The organism is Sulfurospirillum diekertiae, assembly GCF_002309535.1.
Lineage (GTDB): Bacteria > Campylobacterota > Campylobacteria > Campylobacterales > Sulfurospirillaceae > Sulfurospirillum > Sulfurospirillum diekertiae.
In genome coordinates this window covers 244,445-265,785 of sequence record NZ_CP023275.1, presented here as the reverse complement: position 1 = coordinate 265,785, position 21,341 = coordinate 244,445, and the positions used below count along the sequence as shown (strand labels likewise).

At 36.7% G+C, this 21,341-nt stretch carries 21 protein-coding genes and 1 pseudogene; 7 read left to right on the top strand and 15 right to left on the bottom strand.

Annotated features, from left to right (window positions below; genetic code table 11):
- Window positions 1-9 precede the first annotated feature (9 nt).
- The 9 genes from thrB to nadA all read right to left on the bottom strand — a co-directional run bounded on the left by thrB (window position 10) and on the right by nadA (window position 8,112).
- A complete protein-coding gene (thrB, locus tag SJPD1_RS01435) occupies window positions 10-894 on the bottom strand; it encodes a homoserine kinase (protein WP_096045643.1) in 885 nt (294 codons plus the stop codon).
- Between the two features lie 9 nt (window positions 895-903).
- Window positions 904-1,284 carry a hypothetical protein gene (locus tag SJPD1_RS01430; protein ID WP_226372219.1) on the bottom strand — a complete coding sequence of 127 codons (381 nt, stop codon included), beginning with the start codon at window positions 1,282-1,284 and terminating at the stop codon, window positions 904-906.
- Between the two features lie 74 nt (window positions 1,285-1,358).
- Entirely contained in the window at window positions 1,359-2,243 is an 885-nt protein-coding gene (lpxC, locus tag SJPD1_RS01425) for a UDP-3-O-acyl-N-acetylglucosamine deacetylase (protein ID WP_096045641.1), read from the bottom strand.
- Window positions 2,240-2,836: a septum site-determining protein MinC gene (locus SJPD1_RS01420; RefSeq protein ID WP_096045640.1), complete on the bottom strand. Its 597-nt coding sequence runs from the start codon at window positions 2,834-2,836 to the stop codon at window positions 2,240-2,242. Before SJPD1_RS01420 ends, lpxC begins: the two co-directional genes overlap by 4 nt.
- Window positions 2,833-4,203, bottom strand: coding sequence for a peptidoglycan metallopeptidase Pgp6 (gene pgp6, locus SJPD1_RS01415; protein WP_096045639.1), 1,371 nt, complete (start codon window positions 4,201-4,203; stop codon window positions 2,833-2,835). The genes SJPD1_RS01420 and pgp6 overlap by 4 nt, the downstream gene beginning before the upstream one ends.
- The gene (locus SJPD1_RS01410; protein WP_096045638.1) at window positions 4,200-5,144 is read right to left on the bottom strand and encodes a DHH family phosphoesterase; all 945 of its coding nucleotides are present in this window, start codon (window positions 5,142-5,144) and stop codon (window positions 4,200-4,202) included. The genes pgp6 and SJPD1_RS01410 overlap by 4 nt, the downstream gene beginning before the upstream one ends.
- 66 nt (window positions 5,145-5,210) lie before the next feature.
- Window positions 5,211-6,269 carry a flagellar biosynthesis protein FlhB gene (flhB, locus tag SJPD1_RS01405; protein WP_096045637.1) on the bottom strand — a complete coding sequence of 353 codons (1,059 nt, stop codon included), beginning with the start codon at window positions 6,267-6,269 and terminating at the stop codon, window positions 5,211-5,213.
- 17 nt (window positions 6,270-6,286) lie between these two features.
- Window positions 6,287-7,117, bottom strand: coding sequence for a carboxylating nicotinate-nucleotide diphosphorylase (gene nadC / locus SJPD1_RS01400; RefSeq protein ID WP_096045636.1), 831 nt, complete (start codon window positions 7,115-7,117; stop codon window positions 6,287-6,289).
- The gene (nadA, locus tag SJPD1_RS01395; RefSeq protein WP_420855352.1) at window positions 7,114-8,112 is read right to left on the bottom strand and encodes a quinolinate synthase NadA; all 999 of its coding nucleotides are present in this window, start codon (window positions 8,110-8,112) and stop codon (window positions 7,114-7,116) included. The genes nadC and nadA overlap by 4 nt, the downstream gene beginning before the upstream one ends.
- A gap of 94 nt (window positions 8,113-8,206) precedes the next feature.
- Between nadA and plsY the strand changes: the two are divergent.
- The 6 genes and pseudogenes from plsY to SJPD1_RS01365 all read left to right on the top strand — a co-directional run bounded on the left by plsY (window position 8,207) and on the right by SJPD1_RS01365 (window position 12,993).
- A pseudogene (gene plsY, locus SJPD1_RS01390) lies at window positions 8,207-8,832 on the top strand (glycerol-3-phosphate 1-O-acyltransferase PlsY).
- Window positions 8,832-9,167 (top strand): dihydroneopterin aldolase, encoded by a 336-nt coding sequence (locus SJPD1_RS01385; RefSeq protein WP_096045634.1) that lies wholly within the window; start codon window positions 8,832-8,834, stop codon window positions 9,165-9,167. The pseudogene plsY and the gene SJPD1_RS01385 overlap by 1 nt, the downstream one beginning before the upstream one ends.
- A 79-nt stretch (window positions 9,168-9,246) precedes the next feature.
- Complete coding sequence (gene hsrA / locus SJPD1_RS01380) at window positions 9,247-9,918, top strand: homeostatic response regulator transcription factor HsrA (RefSeq protein WP_012856039.1); 672 nt, start codon at window positions 9,247-9,249, stop codon at window positions 9,916-9,918.
- Window positions 9,897-11,207, top strand: a complete 1,311-nt coding sequence (locus tag SJPD1_RS01375) for a sensor histidine kinase (RefSeq protein ID WP_096045633.1) — start codon at window positions 9,897-9,899, stop codon at window positions 11,205-11,207. Before hsrA ends, SJPD1_RS01375 begins: the two co-directional genes overlap by 22 nt.
- Window positions 11,208-11,275: 68 nt before the next feature.
- On the top strand, window positions 11,276-11,527 hold the full coding sequence (locus SJPD1_RS01370) for a YfhL family 4Fe-4S dicluster ferredoxin (RefSeq protein WP_087437548.1): 252 nt from the start codon (window positions 11,276-11,278) through the stop codon (window positions 11,525-11,527).
- Window positions 11,527-12,993: a Ppx/GppA phosphatase family protein gene (locus SJPD1_RS01365; RefSeq protein ID WP_096045632.1), complete on the top strand. Its 1,467-nt coding sequence runs from the start codon at window positions 11,527-11,529 to the stop codon at window positions 12,991-12,993. The genes SJPD1_RS01370 and SJPD1_RS01365 overlap by 1 nt, the downstream gene beginning before the upstream one ends.
- Before the next feature lie 65 nt (window positions 12,994-13,058).
- Here SJPD1_RS01365 and bamA read toward each other — a convergent pair whose 3' ends face one another.
- A complete protein-coding gene (bamA, locus tag SJPD1_RS01360) occupies window positions 13,059-15,296 on the bottom strand; it encodes an outer membrane protein assembly factor BamA (RefSeq protein WP_096045631.1) in 2,238 nt (745 codons plus the stop codon).
- A 129-nt stretch (window positions 15,297-15,425) separates the two neighbouring features.
- On the opposite strand from bamA, the gene SJPD1_RS01355 reads away from it, so the two are divergent.
- The gene (locus SJPD1_RS01355) at window positions 15,426-16,253 is read left to right on the top strand and encodes a prephenate dehydrogenase (RefSeq protein WP_096045630.1); all 828 of its coding nucleotides are present in this window, start codon (window positions 15,426-15,428) and stop codon (window positions 16,251-16,253) included.
- On the opposite strand, the gene SJPD1_RS01350 is transcribed toward SJPD1_RS01355, so the two are convergent.
- Genes SJPD1_RS01350 through SJPD1_RS01330 form a run of 5 tightly spaced genes read right to left on the bottom strand, consistent with a single transcriptional unit; the run spans window position 16,236 to window position 21,338 of the window.
- Window positions 16,236-17,657, bottom strand: a complete 1,422-nt coding sequence (locus SJPD1_RS01350; protein WP_096045629.1) for a BatD family protein — start codon at window positions 17,655-17,657, stop codon at window positions 16,236-16,238. The two genes, SJPD1_RS01355 and SJPD1_RS01350, sit on opposite strands and share 18 nt — an antisense overlap.
- Window positions 17,641-19,239, bottom strand: coding sequence for a VWA domain-containing protein (locus tag SJPD1_RS01345; protein ID WP_096045628.1), 1,599 nt, complete (start codon window positions 19,237-19,239; stop codon window positions 17,641-17,643). The genes SJPD1_RS01350 and SJPD1_RS01345 overlap by 17 nt, the downstream gene beginning before the upstream one ends.
- Window positions 19,230-20,138, bottom strand: a complete 909-nt coding sequence (locus tag SJPD1_RS01340; protein ID WP_168171303.1) for a VWA domain-containing protein — start codon at window positions 20,136-20,138, stop codon at window positions 19,230-19,232. The genes SJPD1_RS01345 and SJPD1_RS01340 overlap by 10 nt, the downstream gene beginning before the upstream one ends.
- Window positions 20,125-20,502, bottom strand: coding sequence for a hypothetical protein (locus SJPD1_RS01335; protein WP_096045626.1), 378 nt, complete (start codon window positions 20,500-20,502; stop codon window positions 20,125-20,127). Before SJPD1_RS01335 ends, SJPD1_RS01340 begins: the two co-directional genes overlap by 14 nt.
- Complete coding sequence (locus SJPD1_RS01330; RefSeq protein WP_096045625.1) at window positions 20,502-21,338, bottom strand: DUF58 domain-containing protein; 837 nt, start codon at window positions 21,336-21,338, stop codon at window positions 20,502-20,504. The genes SJPD1_RS01335 and SJPD1_RS01330 overlap by 1 nt, the downstream gene beginning before the upstream one ends.
- Between the last annotated feature and the right edge of the window lie 3 nt (window positions 21,339-21,341).

The window sequence follows — 21,341 nt, the reverse complement described above, 5'->3', positions numbered from 1 at the left end:
AGCTGTTTTTCAGCTTTTTACGATTTCAAAACCATTGTTATCTAAATCGAAGATTTCCACTCTAAACATTCCAAATGCGTTTTTAAGAGCTGTTGCAACTTTTTGAGCATCTTCAGCCCTAACAAGGCTAAAAAATGATGAACCACTCCCTGAGAGTGTACTCATCAATGCACCATTTTTTAAAGCAATTTCACGCACTTCAAAAAGTTCTTTGAGTTGCTTCATACGGCGATGCTCATGCATACAATCTCTCGATGCCACCTTTAAAAACTCCCAGTTTTCACTAAAAAAAGCTGCTGTCAGTAAAGATGCACGTGAAAGGTTGTAAACCGTATTTTTCATTAAATATGATTTCGGAAGTAATGTTCGTGACTGCGCTGTTGACATAGGACGATCTGGGATCACCATCACTACTTTTAATTTGGCACTCAACTCTTTTCTGAGTGTTTTTACTTTCCCATGCTCCACTATGGAACTTGTAAATCCCCCGTAAACAGCAGGTGCAATATTGTCTGGATGGGTTTCATATAAAATAGCTTTATTTAAAATATTCTCTTTACTTGCTTTAACACCTGCCATTTCATACGCACTTGCAATAGCCCCTACAATAACGGCAGAACTACTACCTAACCCCCGTGAAAAAGGAATATTATTATAAAACTCAAAACGAAACAGGTCTTTTTTACCTACCAATTCTTGATAAATGTCATAAAATATAGAGACAAAAATATTATTTTTTTTAAGCTTTGCATTTTCTTCGCCTTCTCCTTTCACAGAGATACTCTGATAACTTGATGGCTTAATGCTCACTTCATTATACAGTGCAATAGCAAGTCCAAGACAATCAAATCCTGGTCCTAAATTAGCACTGGTTGCGGGTATTTTTATCTTCACACATCGCTCCTAAACTGCTGGTAACATATAGAGTGGTTCATTTTCATAGGAAAAAAGCGCTTCATCTAAAACTTGCGGCAAGGTAAAAATCTGTTCAACTGGATTATCTAGACGTATTGTTTTAATTTCTTTAGCCTCTTTAATAAAGTAAAGATTACGCATTGCTCGAATCGGTTTTCCTTTATTAAAAACAAAACTATCACAAGCTAAAAGTGGAATTGCAAGTGCGATGCTCAGTGCTCTCAAAAAAATGTAGGTAATTTTAATGGCCATAAAACTGCCAGGACCCTTTGCAAAAAAAAGTCGCTTTGGAGTATATTCTTTTAAAATTTCTTCAAATAATAAAGGCAATGCCTCACTGGTCTGTTCCATTGCATCAAAGGTTCTCATCAATTGACTATTTTGATAAATGCCTACATGTAAAGGCGAAGTAAGTGTAATAACAACAATATCAACAGCTGTTTTTATGCGTAAACCTTTTCAAACTCTTGTGCTTTTTCTATACTCAATGTTCTAATTTCATAATTGCTTGGGTCTCTTAAAATTGCTTTTGTGAGTTCATGATTGAGATTATGGCTACCAGCATATGAGGTATAATCCCCAACAAAAGGGGCTCCTAATAAAGAGAGGTCACCAATAGCATCCAAAATTTTATGTCTTACAAACTCATTTGAAAAACGTAATCCTTCAGGGTTAAGAATTTTATTGTCATCCATAACAACGGCATTGTCAAGTGATCCTCCAAGTGCTAGCCCACGAGAACGTAGCATCTGTACATCTTTAAGAAAACCAAAGGTGCGTGCACGTGATATTTCTTCAATAAAGTTCTTTTTACTAAACTCAAAACTATACTCTTGTTTACCAATGGAAGGATGGGTAAACTCAATCATAAAATGATACGTTGGTTTTAAACTAGGTGTTACACGTGCAAATTTTTTCCCATCTTGAACTTCAACTTCTTTCTTGATAATCAACACTTGTTTCGTTGCTTCAAGTTTTCGTATGCCTGCTTCATCAAGCATCATACAAAAACTAGCACTACTCCCATCCATAACAGGTACTTCTGCCCCATCTAATACGACACGAATATTATCAATACCATACGCATACACAGCAGAGAGAAGATGTTCAATCGTTGAGATATAAGCACTCGAATTTCCAATGACAGTTGCCATTTGAGTATTGACAACATTTTGAGGTAACGCTTGAACCAAAAGTCCTACATCACTTCGGTAAAAAATAATACCGCTATTTGCCTCAAGTGGTTCTAAATGTATTTGAATAGGTGTGCCTTTATGAAGTCCTATTCCAACACCGCTAACTGCCTTGGCTAATGTGGTTTGTTTCACCCAACGTCCTTTATCTCAATAACATTATCGCGCACAATAATTTTTTGAAGCACATTTTGTTTCAATCTCTCTCTATCCACAATCTCCCCATTAAAAATGAGATGACCTCTCGGGCTGATACCACTGAGCACAATATATTCACCATCGCACTGCACTAATCCGTCAATAATACCATAAATACTCATACTCTCTTCACAAAAAACTTTTGCACCACTGTTGACACGACCAAAAATTACAATAGGAAGACTCTCAATAATTTCTTCTCCAGAACGAATAGGTCGATCATAAAGTTTAAGTTTTGGCAGTTGTTGAGGTTCTGACAGGACTTCTGAAATCACCTCTTTCTTAGGCTCTTCTTCAACTAAAGGCGCTTCTTTTTTGATTCCACCAAAACGAATAGTACAGTTGTTAATTTCTTTATAACAAACCCCGCTTTGCTCTAAAACAAAAGCAATATTCTTCGTTATACTCCCTTCAACAAGCAAAAAGAATTCCTTCAAAAGAAGTGTATTTTTTCTAAAATACTCTAAGAAAGAGGCTTCATCATCAATTTCAATATGAAACACTCTCACATTTTTTTGCGTTACTTTCATCTATCCATAATCTTCTTTGCTGATTCTATTACATTAAAGACGCTTTCTTTAAGCCATACATCATCCATCCACTCTTCAGGTCTAACATCTACACCTTGAACAAACATACCAAAATGGAGATGATCACCAAGTGCCAAGCCTGTCATTCCTGTTTTAGCAATAGGTTCCCCTGCCTTAACGACATCGCCCTCTTTAACCATAAAACTAGAACAATGCCCGTAAAGCGAGTAAACACCTAAACCATGAGAGATAATAATATTATTACCATAAATCCCATTTTCACGGGCAAAGACAACCACTCCATCATTAGAGGTTAACATTGTCGCTTGTGCATTACTTGCAAGATCCAAACCTAAATGATACGATTCGCTGGTGGGCTGTTTATCATACTCATAAAAACGGTGATCGCCAAAACTTGCAACCACTTTGCCATTACGTAAAGGGTAAAAAGCTTTAAGATAAAATCCACTAACCAACTCTTTGGGAACATCTGATGTTACTTTTAAAATATTGGCTTCATTTCCTTTACGCATATCTTCATTGACAAATTTAAATTTCTCTATTTTGTTAAGCGAAGACCTTTCTGGTGCCACTTCTGAAATAAGATCAGCGATCTTGCCATCTAAAAATCGATCTTCAAGAGCAATGGTTGACGTTTTATATTTTTTATCCTGCAAAAAATAAGGAATATGCGCTTTGGTCAAGTTTCCAGCACGATCAATGGCAACCACAGAAGCACTAAAACTTTCAATATGTGTTGGCCATGCAACCAATGAGATATAATACCCATCTTTGTAAAAAGGTGTTGGATAAAATTTCTTTCCAAAGTTTGTCTCAATATAAAGCGATTTCATTGCCTCATCTTGTGCCTTGAAAATTACGGTAGCAACGCCACCTCGCATAATTTTATACGAACTTCCAATGACATTAACCTCAGGTCTTTTGGTATCGACTTTAATAATAGACTTTTCACTCACACTATTACCTGCAAAAAAGTTCCATTTGCTGGCATCGGTAGCTTCAATGGTTAACTCAAATGCTTTTTTATTGGCACCAAATCCTGTTTTTGGAAACGTAAGATTTAAATCAATGACTTTTTCTGGCGTTTTAAACTCTTTTGTATCCAATACAACGCTTTTTTCTCCATCAAAAAGCGAAGCACGTACAAATCGAAGTCCGCTATTGTCCTCTACTTGTACTTTTATAGGGTCTTTCAAATTCCACTCGATCTCTTTTACAAGCGTAATTTTAGGAGTTTCTCTTTCAAATAAACTTGAGTTATACAAATAAGTCACTCCACCCACTAAAACGAGAAAAATAAATCCTAGCGTATAGGCTGCTATTGAAGATTTTCTTTGCTGTTTCATTCTTTATCTATCCTTTTGATTTTTTCTACAATTTCATCTCGAAGTGCTTTAGGGTCGCACGTAGAGACTTCAAATCCCGCGGCAGTTTTATGACCACCACCTTGATATGCTAAAGCGATCTTTGAGACATTAATGTCTTTGCTCCGCAATGAGACTTTGTAGCCTCCCTCTTTTTCCTCTAAAATCATAATGGCAATCGTTACATTAACAATGCTCCTGAGCATATTCACGATATTTTTTGTATCATGCCTTCTCGCTCCTGTCGCTTCAAGCGTTGCTTTATCAAAAATAATCGTGGCAATGCGTCCATTTTCATACAAATCAAAATGATTCAGCATATAGCCATAAAGTCGTATTTTTGAAAGCGGCTCTCTTCGCTTTACTTTTGAAGCAATTTCTTGGGGATTTGCCCCACATTTAACCAACTGCGCTACAATTTTAAAGGTCGCTTCGTCCATATCACCATAAAGAAAAAAGCCTGTATCATCCGCAATAGCCGTATAAAGACAAATGGCGCACTCTTTACTTATCTCAATGGTATTGGCTTTAAGAAGCTCATACACGACCATACCCGCACTTGTAAAACGATCAATGACAAGATTCATATACCCAAAATAATGATTGGTTACATGATGATCAATGTTGATAATGTCATAATCCCCTTCAGGAATTTTGAGTCTATCGCGTGTCGAACAATCGCAACTGACAACCAAATCAAAACTCTTTGGCAAGATATGTTTAATTTTCGAATAGCCTGGCAAAAAGTCATAGGACTGTGGCAGTTCGCTGTTTTTATTGTAATGCGTTACTTTTTTTCCTACACGTGTTAGCACGTCATACAAAGCTAAAGCACTTCCTAATGTATCGCCATCGGGATGAACATGAGAGACAATAACAATGTGATCGGCCTCAAGCATTCGCTTCCACGCTTCTTGATACATTACAACTCCACCTAGTAATAAAGCGCTGATTATACTTAATTTTGACTGAAAAGTTATTGATGTTCTTTAGCGCGATTTATTCGAACTTTTATAAACAAACGCCAATACTTCAGCCACTGCTTTATAGAGATTTTCAGGAATAATATCACCCAAATTGCACTTTTTATAGAGTTCCCTTGCCAGTGGTGGGTTTTCAACAATTTGAATGTTGTAATTCATCGCAATCTCTTTAATACGCAAAGCCATAAAATCCGTCCCTTTAGCAATGACTTTTGGAGCAGCTTCCTTGTCTTGATTGTACCGAATTGCAATAGCGTAATGGGTTGGATTTGTAATAATAACATCGGCTTGTGGGATTTCTTGCATCATCCTTTTTTTGGTCATTTGCATTTGAATTTGTCTGATCTTAGCTTTAATCTTAGGATCACCTTCCATTTGCTTATACTCATCTTTCATTTCTTGTTTACTCATACGTAAACTCTTAAAATAAGAAAAACGGACAAACAAAAGATCGGCCAGTGCTAAAACGAGGAAAAGAATTAAAATGACGGAAATGAGAATAATCATTTTATGTTTTAACCATCCCATTTGTTCATACAAAGGGAACGCTATAACGGTTGGAAGCTCTTTGGTAAACGAAAGTAGAAAATAATAACAAACCCACAATATCATTCCTACTTTAATAATAATTTTCAGCGTCTCAACCAATTTTTTCATCGAAAAAAGGTTTTTTAGTCCCTTCATAGGGTCAATCTTGCTAAAATCTGGTATCAAGGGTTTCGTTGTAAAAATAAGACCCGTTTGTAAAACATTGGCTAAAACTCCAGCCACGGAAACGGCTAAGGCTAAAGGAATCACCATAAAAATAATTTCTCGAAAGGAGATGATGGAAAGCTGAAGTGTCACCTCTTTGGTAATTTCAACGCCCATAAGAGAGTGATAATAACGATAAAGATACACGGTGCGCGATTCTATCCATGGAAACATCACTAAAAAAACAGCCAACGCGACAATGAGCGTTATAAAAGCGCTTGTATCTTGACTTTTGGGGACATTGCCATCGTTTCTGGCATCTTCTATCTTTTTGGAACTGGCTTCTTCGGTCTTTTCTTGATCATCAGCCACAGTGCACTATTCCTAGGTTAGATCACGGTTTTATGGGTAATTTTCATGGAAAAATCAAGCCAAACCGCTTGATGAATCAAACTTCCACTGCTAATCGCATCCACACCTGTTTTAGCATACGCTACGATGTTTTCTTGGGTAATATTGCCGCTAGCTTCCAAAAGTACATGCGGAAAATGGTTATTTTTATAAGCAACAACGGCTTGAATGTCCTCATGCGACATATTGTCACACATCACAATATCAGCGCCACATTGCATTGCAAACTTCGCAAATTCAACATCTTCAGACTCAATTTCGATTTTACATGTAAAGGGAAGTTTTTCTCTAGCTTCCACAATAAAAATTTTCAAATCATCAATCGTTTTAAGATGCGTATCTTTAATCATTAAACAATCATCTAAGCCCATTCGGTGGTTATTTCCTCCACCGCAACGAATCGCATATTTTTCAAAAATTCGCAAATGTGGTCTTGTTTTGCGTGTATCCAACAGTTTAAGCGCATAACCTTCAAGCATTTTTTTATAACGTGCCACATTGGTTGCAATACCGCTTGCATGTTGCATGAGATTCAAAATCGTACGTTCGCAACGCAAAATATTTTTAGATTTCCCTTCAATTAAAGCAACCACATCCCCTTTTTGAAGCGTATCGCCATCTTCAAAATAAAAGGTGACATCCAGTTTATTCATCTTACACAGTGCCTTAACATAAGGCTTTCCCGCAAAAACACCCCTATCTTTACAGATAATATTAGCACTTGCAAAGCTATCTTTTCCCACCAATGAAAAAAGATCACCTCTGCCAACATCTTCTTCAAGTGCTTTTTTAACAAACTTTTTAATCATAATTCAAACATCCTATTCAAAGCAGTATGCGCCCATTTTCGGGTCTCTTCTAAAATCGTTATTTCATTTTCAAAGCGCTCTTCTTTGATGCTTAAAAGGACGTTGTAAACATCTTGCAACGTCGTCTCATTCATTGTTGGACATTCGGGTTTTGAGGAGGAGAGTACATACGTATTTTCTGTGCGTAATCGCTTAATCATATTGTATTCGGTTCCAATGGCCACTTTTTGTTCACTTGGGAGTTTTTTGACATAATCAATAATCTGGCTGGTAGATCCCACGAAATCAGAGAGATCACATACTTCAGGCTTACACTCTGGATGTGTGACGATTAAAATATCAGGGTATTTCGCACGGTAAAAAGCAATATCATCCACATCAAAGAGCTGATGGACGGAACAAAATCCGTTATAACATAAAATATCGGCCTCTTTAGGATCATTTCCATCACCTACTACACACGATTTTAGCCCCATTTCTTTGGCTATATTCTGTCCTAAACAACGATCAGGAACAAATAAAATCTTTTTATGACTCTCAAGCGCCTTCATAATGATTTTTTTAGCATTAGAACTGGTACACACATAACCGTTCATTTTACCGACAGCTGCTTTAACATCAGCAGAGGAATTAATGTATGTGACGGGTAAAATATCTTCTTTTTTAATGCCTGCTTTTTCTAAAAGAGCCACATTTTGATCGAAATAATCCACATCTATCATACGCGCCATTGCACAACAAGCAATTTTAGGCATGAATACACGTTTTTCAGGTGCTAAAATTTTAACACTCTGTCCCATGAATCCTACGCCGCAAAAGACCAAATAAGGATTGGTATCTTTTGCTGCCCATTGAGCAAGTTGAAGAGAATCTCCAGAAAAATCTGCTAGTTCAAAAACTTCATCTTTTTGGTAAAAGTGTGCCACAATACTTACATGTAACTCGTGTTTGAGTTTTAAAATTTCTTTTTTTAATGTGTGATTATCCAATCTCAATTCCTTTCGTTCTATCGGAAAAAGTCATTATAGCGTTAAAGGAATAATAACAAAATTATTGCTATACTGTGTCAACTTTAATGAAGGATACTGGGTGGACTTTCTCTTTAATATCAACGTTCAATTTTATATTTTAAGCTATCTTATTGGCGGTATTCCCTTTGGTTTATTGCTTGCAAAACTTTTTACAGGTCAAGACATCAGAGAGGCAGGAAGTGGAAGTATTGGGGCAACCAATGTACTTCGCGTTTTAAAAGAATCCAATCCGAAGCTGGCGAAAAAATTGGCTATTGCAACGGTTGTTTTAGATGCATTAAAAGGCATTGCTTTACTTCTAGTCGGTAAATTCATTGGTCTAAGCATTGAGACACTTTGGGCGATTGCAATTTTTGCTATTATTGGACATTGTTATAGTCCTTATCTAAAGTTTGAGGGGGAAAAGGCGTTGCAACAGGTGCTGGAGTGCTGTTTGTGATGTTGCCTATTGAAACTGCGATTGCTTTTGTAACATGGTTTGTCGTGGGCAAAGTGCTTAAAATCTCTTCGTTATCATCCTTGCTCGCACTTGTGGCTTTGATTGTTGCCTCATTTATTATTCATCCAGAGCTTGAAGGCATTAAAACGCATGCACCTATTTTTATCATCGCTTTTTTGATTGTGTACAAGCATATTCCTAACATTATTAGACTCTTTCAGGGCAAAGAATCTAAAGTGATCTAATGCAAATTATTATTGAAAATCTAACGTTTGAAACGATCGTGGGGATTCTTGAAAAAGAGCGCCACACGTCTCAAAAAGTTGTTTTACATGTAAAGATTTCGTATGATTACGATGGTAATAATGTGATTGATTATGCCAAAGTTTCTGCTTTTTTAGAGACGGAAATGAATCAACTGCGCTATCTTTTACTGGAAGATGCGCTCATAGACTTAAGTCAAAAACTCAAAATTCTCTATCCTCAAATGTCTAAAATTAAATTAAAAATCTTTAAACCTGATATTTTGTCAAATGCGATGGTTGGGGTTTCTCACACGGTTGACTACACCAAAAATTAAAATTTAATTAAAAAAACTTTAAATCTAGCTAAAATTATGCTATAATCCCGTTTAAATTTTAGCAACTAAGGAATTTATAATGCGAATTTTAATCGTTGAAGATGAAGTAACCCTCAATAAGACCATTGCTGAAGGCTTACAAGAGTTCGGGTACCAAACCGACAGCTCTGAAAATTACAAAGATGCAGAATACTACATTGGTATTCGTAATTATGACCTCGTTTTAACAGATTGGATGCTTCCAGATGGTGATGGTGTTGATCTTATCAACCTCATTAAACAAAAATCTCCTCGAACGGCTGCAGTGATTATCTCTGCAAAAGATGACAAAGAGAGCGAAATCAAAGCCCTTAAAGCAGGTGCTGATGACTATATCCGTAAACCATTTGATTTTGATATCTTAGTCGCTCGTATCGAAGCACGTCTTCGTTTTGGTGGTACCAATGTGATCAAAATTGATGATCTTACCATCGATCCTGATGAAGAAAAAATTACCTACAAAGGTCAAGAGATTGAACTTAAAGGTAAACCATTTGAAGTGCTAACGCACCTTGCTCGTCACAGCGATCAAATTGTTTCCAAAGAACAACTCCTTGATGCTATTTGGGAAGAGCCCGAGCTTGTAACACCGAATGTTATTGAAGTTGCAATTAACCAAATTCGTCAAAAAATGGACAAACCATTAGAAATCTCAACCATTGAGACAGTAAGACGAAGAGGTTATAGATTTTGCTTTCCCAAAAAAGTATAAGAGAAAGTTTTATATTACAATTGGTGTCCGCTTCGGCGACACTGATTGTAATCTTCTCCGTCATTCTTTACAACTACATCAAAATTTCTATTTTTGAAGATATTACACAAGAACTTACCAAACAAGCCCAAATTATTGCTACATCTCGTACCAGCTCCATTGAGCGTATGGGTATCAATATTTTTGATCCATCATTAAGTTCAATTAATAATCCTAATGATGTACAAGTTACCATAGCCATTCGTGTTAATCAAGGCAATGTCCCGTCCTTCGAGCACAGTGAAAAAGATGACCAAAAATTCCTGACGATCTATTATCCTTTAGAAAAACGCGAACATTATTTTATTTCCATCACTAAAGATATTTCCAATACCGATATTTTGCTCAATAAAATTCTTAAAAATATTCTTATTATTAACCTAACCGCTATCTTTTTGATCCTCTTTTATGCCCTATTTCTCTCACGTATGCTCGTTTTACCCATACGTTCTTTAACTAATAAATTAGCAAGCATGAATGAAAATTTTTTACAAATGTTCGATACCCAAAAATTGCCAAGTGAATTTCAACCGTTAGGTGTCAGTATCAATAAATTGGTTGAGCGAATTCAAATCTTTGTCAATTCTCAGAAAGAACTTTTCATTGGTGCTGCGCATGAACTTAAAACCCCATTGGCTGTTATGAAAACCAAAAATGAAGTAACCCTTTTAAAGCCAAGAGAGAATGAAAAGTATATTGATACCCTCAAAAGTAATAACCAAACAATTAATGATATGAACAAAATGATTAGCAATATTTTAGAGATTGGAAGACAAGAAGGTGCACAATTTGAGAAACCTATAGAAATTGACCTGATCGCCTTTTTAAAAGAACAGATCAATAATTATACTATCTTAGCCAAAATGGAAGAAAAAAATATCATTGAAGATATTGTTCCCATAAGCTATAAGATTACGATTCAGCCGACACTTCTTATGCATATTTTACAAAATTTTGTTCAAAATGCCATCAAGTTTACGCCTAAAGAAGGAAATATTACGATTCAAGCCTACCTAACAAAAGAAGGTTTCTTTGTCTGTGTCATTGATGAAGGCATTGGTATTGATGAGAGTAAAGATCTTTTTGCGCCTTTTAAACGTTATGGAAATCAGACAGGTGCAGGACTTGGGCTTTTCCTTGCTAAAAATGCAGCTGATGCTTTAGGAGCAAAAATAACTCTTAAAAATAGAGAAGATACCAAAGGAACCATTGCCACATTACTACTTCCTCTTCGTAAACGCTCGCTTTAAATTTCGTTAAAGTATTTTTAGTGTATAAACTCGTCAATAAATTTTACTTTAAATGAAGGAAAATAAGCATGTCTTTAATGATTACAGATGAATGTATCGCTTGTGACGCATGTCGCGATGAGTGTCCAAATGGTGCTATTGAGGAGTCAGATCCTATTTATATCATCGATCCCGATGTTTGTACAGAATGTGTAGGACACTATGATGAACCAGCTTGTATTTCTGTATGCCCAGTTGAATGCATTGTTGCAGATCCTGACAATATTGAAAGTGTTGAAGAGTTAAAGCTAAAATACGAACAGCTCAGCAGCGACAATTAATGTCAAAACGCACAGCCATCATTGATATAGGATCTAATTCTGCAAGAATGGCAATCTTTGAGAAAAGTAGCCGTTTTGCTTTCCACCTCATTGACGAGACGAAAAGTCGTGTCCGTATTGGTGAAGGTGCCTATAATTTTGGTGGTGTGTTGCAAGAGCCTGCTCTGAAGCGTGCTTTTACAACACTTGAAGAGTTTGGCCATATTATCAAAGGGTTTAAGTGCAATAAAGTTCTCTGCATTGCAACATCAGCACTCAGAGACGCTCCCAATGCAAGCACCTTTATCAATCAAATACATAACGAGCTTAATATTAATATTAAAGTTATTGAAGGGACAAAAGAGGCTTATTATGGTGCAGTTGGTGCGCTCAATTACCTTAAAGAAATGAAAGATGCTGTCACAATTGATATCGGTGGAGGTTCAACAGAACTTGCCAGAATTGAAAATGGCATCATTGTTGATACAATTTCTCTTAATATTGGTACCGTTAGACTTAAAGAACTCTTTTTTGATAAAAAAATTCCACTAACAGATATTCGCTCTTTTATTTATAAAGAGCTTGAAAAAATTCCTGAACACTTTACATGTAATGATATGATTGGCATAGGTGGGACTCTCCGGTCGCTTTCTAAAATCATTATGGAACGCACTAACTACCCTCTTAAAACGGTACATGGCTTTGAGTATGACATAGCTACTCACGCCTCTTTTGTTAATGCCATTGTGAGTTCTGATGTCTTAGGACTAAAAGTTCTAGGAGTGCGTAAAGATCGATACGATACGATGCGTGAAGGATGTATCATTTTTCAATCCATTCTCCAAAAACTCGGATGCCAAAAAATGATTACAAGTGGTGCAGGTATTAGGGAAGGTGCTTATTTATGTGATCTTTTACGCTCTTCTAAGCATAAATTCAATCCTGACTTCAAACTCAGTCTTCGAAGTTTTAAGGATCGTTTTTCAATTGTAGAAGACGAGAATCTCTATATTAAAAAAGTTGCAAACCTTCTTTTTGATACGCTATCTCCTATCCATAATATACCTGCAAAATATAAATGGGAACTTAGTGTTGCAGCAGAACTTTTAAATATTGGTATCAAATTGGGTTTCTATCAAAATCAAATGCATAGTTTTTATTTTATTCTCAATAATCTCAACTATGGCTTTTCACACGAACAAAAAATACTCATTGCAATGCTTGTCAAATACCATGTTAATAAGCTTCCAAGTGAAGAAGATATGAATACGTATAAAGCGCTTTTACCAGATATTCAAACGGTACAATGGCTTAGTTTTCTACTGGCTCTTTCAAAAGCAATCAATAGCGATATGAGTCGTAGTAAAATCGTCTTTAGCTATCAAAATCATACACTGACTATTCAAGCAGAAAAAAAACTTTTCTTAGCACATGAGCAGATCAAACAGCTTATAAAACCTGCCTCTTTTGCAATCATTATTAAGTAGAAAAAAGTATTTGAAGTAGTTATGAAGATTAACGGGAGTTTTTGAACTCCCGTTATATTATTAGATTAAAATTTTTGTCCGATTGTAAATTCAAAGGAAGCTTTTTTATCACCTGTCTCATCCATAACGGGTTGGGAGAATACCAATCCAATAGGACCTAGTGGTGAAATCCACTCTAAGGCTACACCCGTACCACCGCGCTTGATATCGAGATTATCTTCACCAATCATACCATAGTCAAAGAAAATTGCTCCACGCATCTTTAGTCTCTCAACCAAAGGGAAGCTGGCTTCTACGGTATTAACTAACATCGTATTACCACCAATTAAGATATCTGTACCACTCAGTTTTGGCGAAAGTGAATTTGACTCGTATCCACGAACTGTTCGGATACCACCCATATAGTATTTTTCACCATAAGAGTATTTTTCATCCGCTGAGTTAATAGCAAGGTATTTAAACTGCGCTTTATAACGTAAAATAAGGTCATAATCAATCAGATCTTGCAAACCATAATAGGTTGCAAATTTATTGACACTGCTCATAAACTTTTCATCTCCGCCAAGTCCAGCAATCTCTAAACTTGAACTTGCTGATATACCACTACGTGGAAGATAATAATCATCCGTATTGTTAAAAGAGATACCAGGGACAACAGAACTTTTAATCGTTGTTTCATCTGTCCATAAAATATTTTTGTAGGGTTGAAGTTCATTGGTAAGATTTGAAAGTTTATCCTGTTCTATGATGTAGCCGAGTGATACTCCCCAGTTACGAGCGATTTTGCGACCTAAAACAACATTGATACCATATTTCTTTTGATCGTAATAGTAATAGGTATTGTCCGCACCGTAAATCTTTCCACTAAGGCTATAGACGGAATCAAATAGACGTGGATTGGCTAAAGAAATTGCACCGTTAAGCTCACTATCAGATCGTTCTACATCAATACCAGCTCTTAAGCCTGATCCAAAAATATTACCATCAGAAACACTTGCACTTAAAAGAAGTCCATCGGATGAACCATAACCAATACCACCACCAATCGATCCTGTGGAAGCTTCTTTAACATTAACAACAATATCCATTCTATCTTTGCTAATACGCTCTTCTTTAATCTCTACATCTTCAAAATAGCCTGTACGTTTGAGTGCTTTTTTTGTATCATCGACATCTGTTCGGCTGTACATATCACCATTCGCTAAATAAATTTCACGTCGAACAACTCTATCGATTGTTCTACTATTTCCTGAAATTCTGACGTTATTGATATAAACTTTTTCACCAGGCATAACACGATAGGTAATATTAGCAATATGGTTTTCTTTGTCATTTTTGACATCAGGAACAATTTTTACAAAGGCATAACCTTGGTCTGCTACCTTAGTTTCAATCAACGTCATATCTTTACGTAATTTTGATACATTAAAGACTTTACCATTTTGAAGATTCATCTCTGCAATGACCGCTTGGACATCAATAAATCCTTCCGGAATTTCAATACCAATCGTACCCACTTTATACTGTTCACCCTCATTAACATTGTAAACCAAATCAGCCGTATAACTATCCAAATATGTTTTTAAGAACGGTTGGCTTACATCACAGTCAAGATAACCTTTTTGCATATAGGTATCTTTAATACGTGCGGAATCATGCTCTATATCACTTGTTCTAAGCTTTCCATCATTAAAGCCCCACATCCAAGGTAGCCACTCTTCAGATTTATTGGCAATATTTGGCTCAACATCGTTATAGCTAAGAGCTTTTGAACCGCATAAAGTTACTTTTTTAATCACTACATTTTCACCACGATTAATAACAAAGTCAAGGGAAATCGAAAGTTTTTCAGTAAGTGGCGTTGTTTTAGACTCAACAACAGTATCAAAATAGCCTTTATCTTCGTAAAATTTGATAATTTTTAGTTTTGAAGCTTCTGCACGCTCAACATCATATACTTCACCTTTTTTGATACCAATAAGTTTATTTATTTCATCTTTATCACTATCACTAATGCCTACAAGATCAATTTTTGCAATGACAGGTTTTTCTTTGACGTGAACAACAAGAGCGCCTTCGCCTACCTCTTCAATCCAAACATCTTCGAAATAATTTTGTTTATAAAGCGTTTTAACCGCTTTATCGATCTTTTCCATGTCGACAGAATCACCTGCTCTCATGTCGATCATTTCTGAAGCCATCTCAGGAGAGAGGTGGATCAAACCATCAAATTGGAGGCTTTTTAACGGAGCTGCGAACAATGAAGTCGCAACGACAAGAGACAACGCAGTTATTTTTTTCATACTGATTAGCCCTAAAATTTATTTTTTTAGATATTTTGAATATAATACCATCTCTAGAATTAAGTGCCTATTAAACCCATAATAAGGCTATTCTTTGATACATCAAGATGTCTAAAATAAGGATTAAAAATGGTTGTTGGAATTGTTGGATTAGGGTTAATGGGAGGCTCTTTAGGATTAGCACTTCAAAATACAAAACTGGTCTCTAAAATTGTCGGATTTGACCATAACTTGAGTCACTGTGAAGAGGCATTAAAACTAGGACTCGTTCACGATATTGTCTCTTTTGCAGAAATTAAAACCTGTGATGTTATTTTTCTTGCTATTCCTGTTGGAGGGATTATCAAAGCACTTCAAGACTTGAAAGATGTGCAGGATACAACAACGATTATTGATTTAGGAAGCACCAAGGCGGAAATTGTAGCTTCTGTTCCTGAGTCTATTCGCTCTAATTTTATTGCTGCACACCCCATGACAGGAACGGAGAAGTTTGGTCCAAGCGCTGCTATTCAAAATCTCTATCATGATAAAGTCGTTGTTTTATGCGACACGGATAACAGCAATGACCTGCATAAAAACCGAGCCATTCAGATGTTCTCACATATTGGCATGAAAATTGTCTTTATGGATCCTATTTCACATGATGCGCATGCTTCGTTTATATCGCATCTTCCCCATGTTATTAGTTATGCGTTGGCAAATAGTGTTATGGGACAAGAAGATCCTAAGAGTATTTTAGCCCTCGCCGCTGGTGGTTTTAGAGATATGAGTCGTGTGGCAAAAAGCTCGCCTCAAATGTGGTCTGATATTTTTAGACAAAACAAAACCAACCTTTTAAGTTCTATTGAGGTCTTTGAACAAGAGCTCGAAAAGTCAAAAAAAATGATTGAAGAAGAGGACTGGAGAGGGCTTGAGGCGTGGATGAGTAAAGCCACGACCCTACACAAGATCCTCTAATAACGTATCAATAGCTTTACGATTAATGGGGTGTTTCCCACCCCTGTAAAGATTGGCTTCCAGTTTTTCTATCCAACAATCGACTGCCTCATTTTGACTTTGATATTTCAATAATTTTTGCAATACATCTCTTTGCTGCATTCTGCGAGGGATAATTTTAATTTTTTTAAACCGATATAAAACTCCTACCAATAGAACCACTAATGTAGCGCCTCCTAGACCAAAAGCAAAGCTACGTAGATCAAATTGCCATTTTATAGGCATCTCCGTATAAATTTTTTCTTCTTCAGCAACACCTTTTTCTGATGGAGAAGAAACTGTTTCTCCAAGAACTTTAATAATTTTAGCATCTGTAGCAACACTTTCAATATGCTTTCTTGAAAGATGATAAAAACGTAATTGTAATGGTGCAATTTCAAAAGATTTCTGCGCATTAATGGCAAATTTTTGAACAAATTCACCTTTGAGTTTTTCGCCTTCCATCCATGTTGTTACCTTTGGGGTATCGCTAAAAACCGTTGCATTGGGAAGATTGAGTGTAAAAGGTTCAATATCATCAAAATTGCCCTCTCCTGTAATCTTTACAATCACATTTAGCGCTTCATTGGAGGTAATTTCTTCTTTATCAATTTGCATCTCCATCGCGAATTCGCCCAAAAGATCCGCACCTTCCAGAGGCTTTACATGTAATGTAAGATCGTTTGAGCTAATGCTCTTCCACTGAATTTGATTGATAAACATCTCACGTGAAGCAACCTGCCTTGCAATCTCAATTTTTGCTGGGACAATGTGTTGCTCTCCACTCTTTTGCGGATAAATCATATATTGAACGGTATGCACGACATCATCACCTTCAACGTGTGGATTATCTTTACCCACCTCTTTGACCCAAAATCCTTCCAATGTCGGCTTTAAAAAGCGCATATCCACTAAATTCTCATTTTTGTTACGTTTGAAAATAAAAGAGAGTTTCACCCCTTCATGACGCATAGGTGTTGTATTGGAAACTTTCATTTCGAAAGAAAAAGGTTCTTTGTGCGCGCTTGTGACAACTTTTTGTACGAACGGTAAGTGAAGTGACTCTGTCAACTCTTTTTTGCCATCTACGATAACCTCATATGCAGGAATTGTAACATTGCGATCTGGATAAAATGTCACGTAGTGATCAAGCTGTTTCGTAACAACTCCATTATTCAGTTCAATACTTTGGCGATTTTGATGCGAAACGACTGTAAAACCATCAATCTGATCTATCGTAGGAAATTTAATACTCTCCCCCTTAGCGCTTAACACCAATGTGACACTTTCTCCTTGTTCAATAGAAGGTTGCAGTAAAAAAGCATGTGCTCCAAAAAGCTCAAGTGTTAAGATAAAAAACAGCCCTAAACTACCACGCAATCGCATTATTGTTCTCCATTTTATTGCTTTTATACAGTATGACTGGTTTGGTTACAGGCTCTTTTTGCATCAGTGCTCGTTCCCATTTTTTGGCTTCTTGCTCATCCATAGGTTTAGGTGAAATTTTATCTTTGTTTTTTTCGTTATTGTGATTCTCTTTTTGAGGCTCTTGTTGTTCGTGTTGCGGTGACTCTTCTGACTGATTTTGTTCTTGCGACTTTTGATCTTTTTGTTGCTTGAGGTACTCTAAATTATAGCGTGTATCTTCATCTTCTTCTATACTTAATGCTTTTTCATAGACCTTGATCGCATCATCAATTCGTCCTAATTGCGTCAAGGAATTGCCTTGGTTGTGTAATACTTGGCGTTGCAGTGTCTCCTCCTGAATCCCTTCATAAAGATGTAGCGCCTGCTCATATTGTTTCGCTTTATACAGAGCATTGGCAAGATTGTAAGCAGAAGCATCACTCTGTTTGGCAGCTTTCACATTTTCATACAAACGTACAGATTTATCGTAAGAGCCTTTTTCATAGGCATTTTTAGCTTGTTCAATTTCCCACCAATCCAAAATACCACTGTGTGCAGGAGAAGTACCTAACAATAGCATAATAAGAGGCATTAAGCGTTTTACATGTAAAGCGTGAAATGCAAAAAAAAGCAACATTAACGCCATCCCCAAAAAGTAATAAAAAAGCTCAATCGCTTCATAAGGTTGCTCTTTTTGAACGCTTTGTTTGGAAGCTTTCAGTGCAATTTGCTCAGACAACCATGGTATTTCGCTCAGATCACCACTGGTTGTCACGTAAGCGCCTCCTGTCTTGAGCGCCAATTCTTTCATACTGTCTGCACGCTTGGTGATGACAATATTGCCTTTTTGATCCTTGAGTGCTTCACCTTTATCTTTTGCCCTATAAATCACAGCACCCTGTGTTGTACCAACGAGCAGAAGATAAACATGTATCTGCTCATCGTTGGCAAGCGCAATCGCCTCTTCAATTTTATCACCATCAGCACCATCCGTGATGATCAAAAGCTCTTTGTTACCCTCTTTTAAAGGAACAAATATTTTTTGTGCAGAAAGGATCGCCGAAGGAATGGAACTACCTTCGCTACTCAATGTTTCGGTGCTGAGATGTTTGAGCAAAAAATTTAAACTTGCCCTATCTTCACTGAGTGGTGCTACCAAATAGCCATCATTCGAGAAGGCAAGAAGTGCAAATTTAAAACCATCAAGTTTCTCAAAAATCTTCTGAACAGCAACCTTGGAAAAGTCTAAGCGAGAAGGATAAATATCACGCGCTAGCATCGAATTTGAAATATCGATTGCAATGGCTAAAGTACTCGTAACATGCATTTGAATCGCTGCTTCTTTGTTTACATGTAAAGTCGGACGAGCAAGCGCAATTACCATCAAAATAAGGGCTGCCAAAAACAATTTAGGTTGTTGAGAGGCACTCTTTTTTTCGACCAATAGCTTCTCAAGAATTTCTTGTGAAAAGATGGCATGTTCTTTGGGACTGTGAAGTATTTTCCACCAGAGCACTAACAGTGGCAAAAGAAGTAAAAAATACGGTGATTCTAATTGCATACATTCTGCCTAAATGCAAGTTTACCGTAACCCAAAAGTGCCAAAAAAGCTATTAAAAGGGGATACATGTAAAGATACTGATAGTGGTATTTTCCTGATGAATGTTGTAAACTTTGCTCCATTGCATCAATTTTTGTATAAATCTCTTCAAGCGTTTTGGCATTATTGGCTTTAAAGAAAGCACCTCCACTTTTTTGTGCGAGTAAGCTCAATACACCTTCATCAAACTCACCTTCTCGTCCAATTCCAATGGCATACACTTTGATCTTTTCACTCTCCAGTGCTCTTAAGGCAGCATCAAGAGGGATGTTTCCTGTCGTGTTAAAGCCATCGGTTAGCAATACCACCACTTTTTCTTTGGCACTGTTGTTTTGAAGCAGCCTTGTCGCCAAAAAAAGCGCATCATACATGGCCGTTTTTTTTCCTGCAATCCCTTCTTCTAGATTTTGAACAATCATTGAGGCGCTCTCATAATCGTATGTCAAAGGTGTTGCAACATAGGCAAAATCACCAAAGACAATAACCCCGATGTTATCCATCTTTCGCTTTTCAATAAAAGATGCTGCCAATTCCTTAGAGAGAACAAATTTACTCTTCATCATTGTTCGATCAAACATCTCTTTATGCATGGATTCACTCACATCCAACAGAAGCAAAATTGAATGTGACAAGCGTAATTGTTCCTCTTTACTTTGAATGACCGGTGAAGCAAGTGCCGTAAAAAGCATACTTATTCCTAACCATTTAAGGATAGCGTGTAAGTGATTGGTCTTTACATGTAAAGGCAATGAAAGTAAATGAGGCATATAAATAGTGCTGTGTTTTTCTTTACATGTAAAGGCACAAACGATAAAAACAAGAAGCCCTAGAAAGAGATAAGGATACTCAAACGTGAACATCATTCATCCCTAAAAACGCTTGCCACAACACTTTTTCTTTCACCTTTAAGGGTGCTTCATAAGAGCGATATTTATAGTAGGAAAGTTCGTCTTGCAAAATTTCAAACTGTGCTCTATTGGTATCATCAACTATCAAAGCTCCCCATTGGCTCAAGGCATAGGCACACTCCTTCGCATCTTCCATATTCACTGTTTTCAAAACTACTAAAGCTTCCTCTTTGGGTGTCAATACCTTTTGAGAAGACTTTATTTTCCAAAGAAACCAACCAAAAATTCCTAAAATGCACAGTATGATAATCAACAAGACCATCCATGAAAAATCAGGAATGGAAACTAAGCCTTTAATATCTTTGAGTGATTCCATCACATTTCCCTTAAAATGGAGGAAAGCTTAATGTAGGGATCTTCGTTTGTATAGAGACTTATTTGCGCAATGCCTTGTTTTTTAAAATAGCCCTGTAAGTGCTGATCAAATTGTTCTTGTCTTACCGTATATGCTTTGATTATTGCAGCATCAAGCATAACTTTTTCTTCACGTAAACTTGTCGGGTCTTTAATGGAAAGCGAGCCTAAAGCAGTAGGTTTTTCTTCAAAATGATCTCGTATTTTTATCACCACAACTGAATGTTTTTTGGCTATGGCATCCAAGATAGGCATTTCAAAAAAGTCACTGAGGATAAAAAGTAAAGAAGGTTTTTTAATTCTGTGAAGTGCGTAATGTTGGATGAAATTCCAATTCAGTTGTTGAGCAATTACGGGACTTTGAAGTGTTTTATAGGTCGCTTCTCTAATCATTGCTTCTTTTTTGGAGAGTAAACTCTCATACAAAAGTTTGTCTGACAGAAGAGCTAATGAAAAAAAATCGCTATTTTTAATCGCACTAAACCCCAAAAGTGCAACTACTTCTGCCATTACTTCTTGTTTCATACGGTCAATGCCAAAATGTATACTTCCACTCATTAAGCCTAGAACATAAACAGTGATCTCTTTTTCTTCAAAAAAACTACGAAGTTGAATCTGCCCCGTTTTGGTACTTTGTTTCCAATCAATACGTTTGACATTGTCACCGTACATGTAAGGGCGAATTTGTGAAAAGTCGTATCCATCCCCCTCTTTAGAGGAAGGGTTAGAACCAACCATCTCGCCAAAGAGATGCTTTTTGCTGCGCGCAATAATGGTGTTATAGCTGAGTGTTTGCACGGA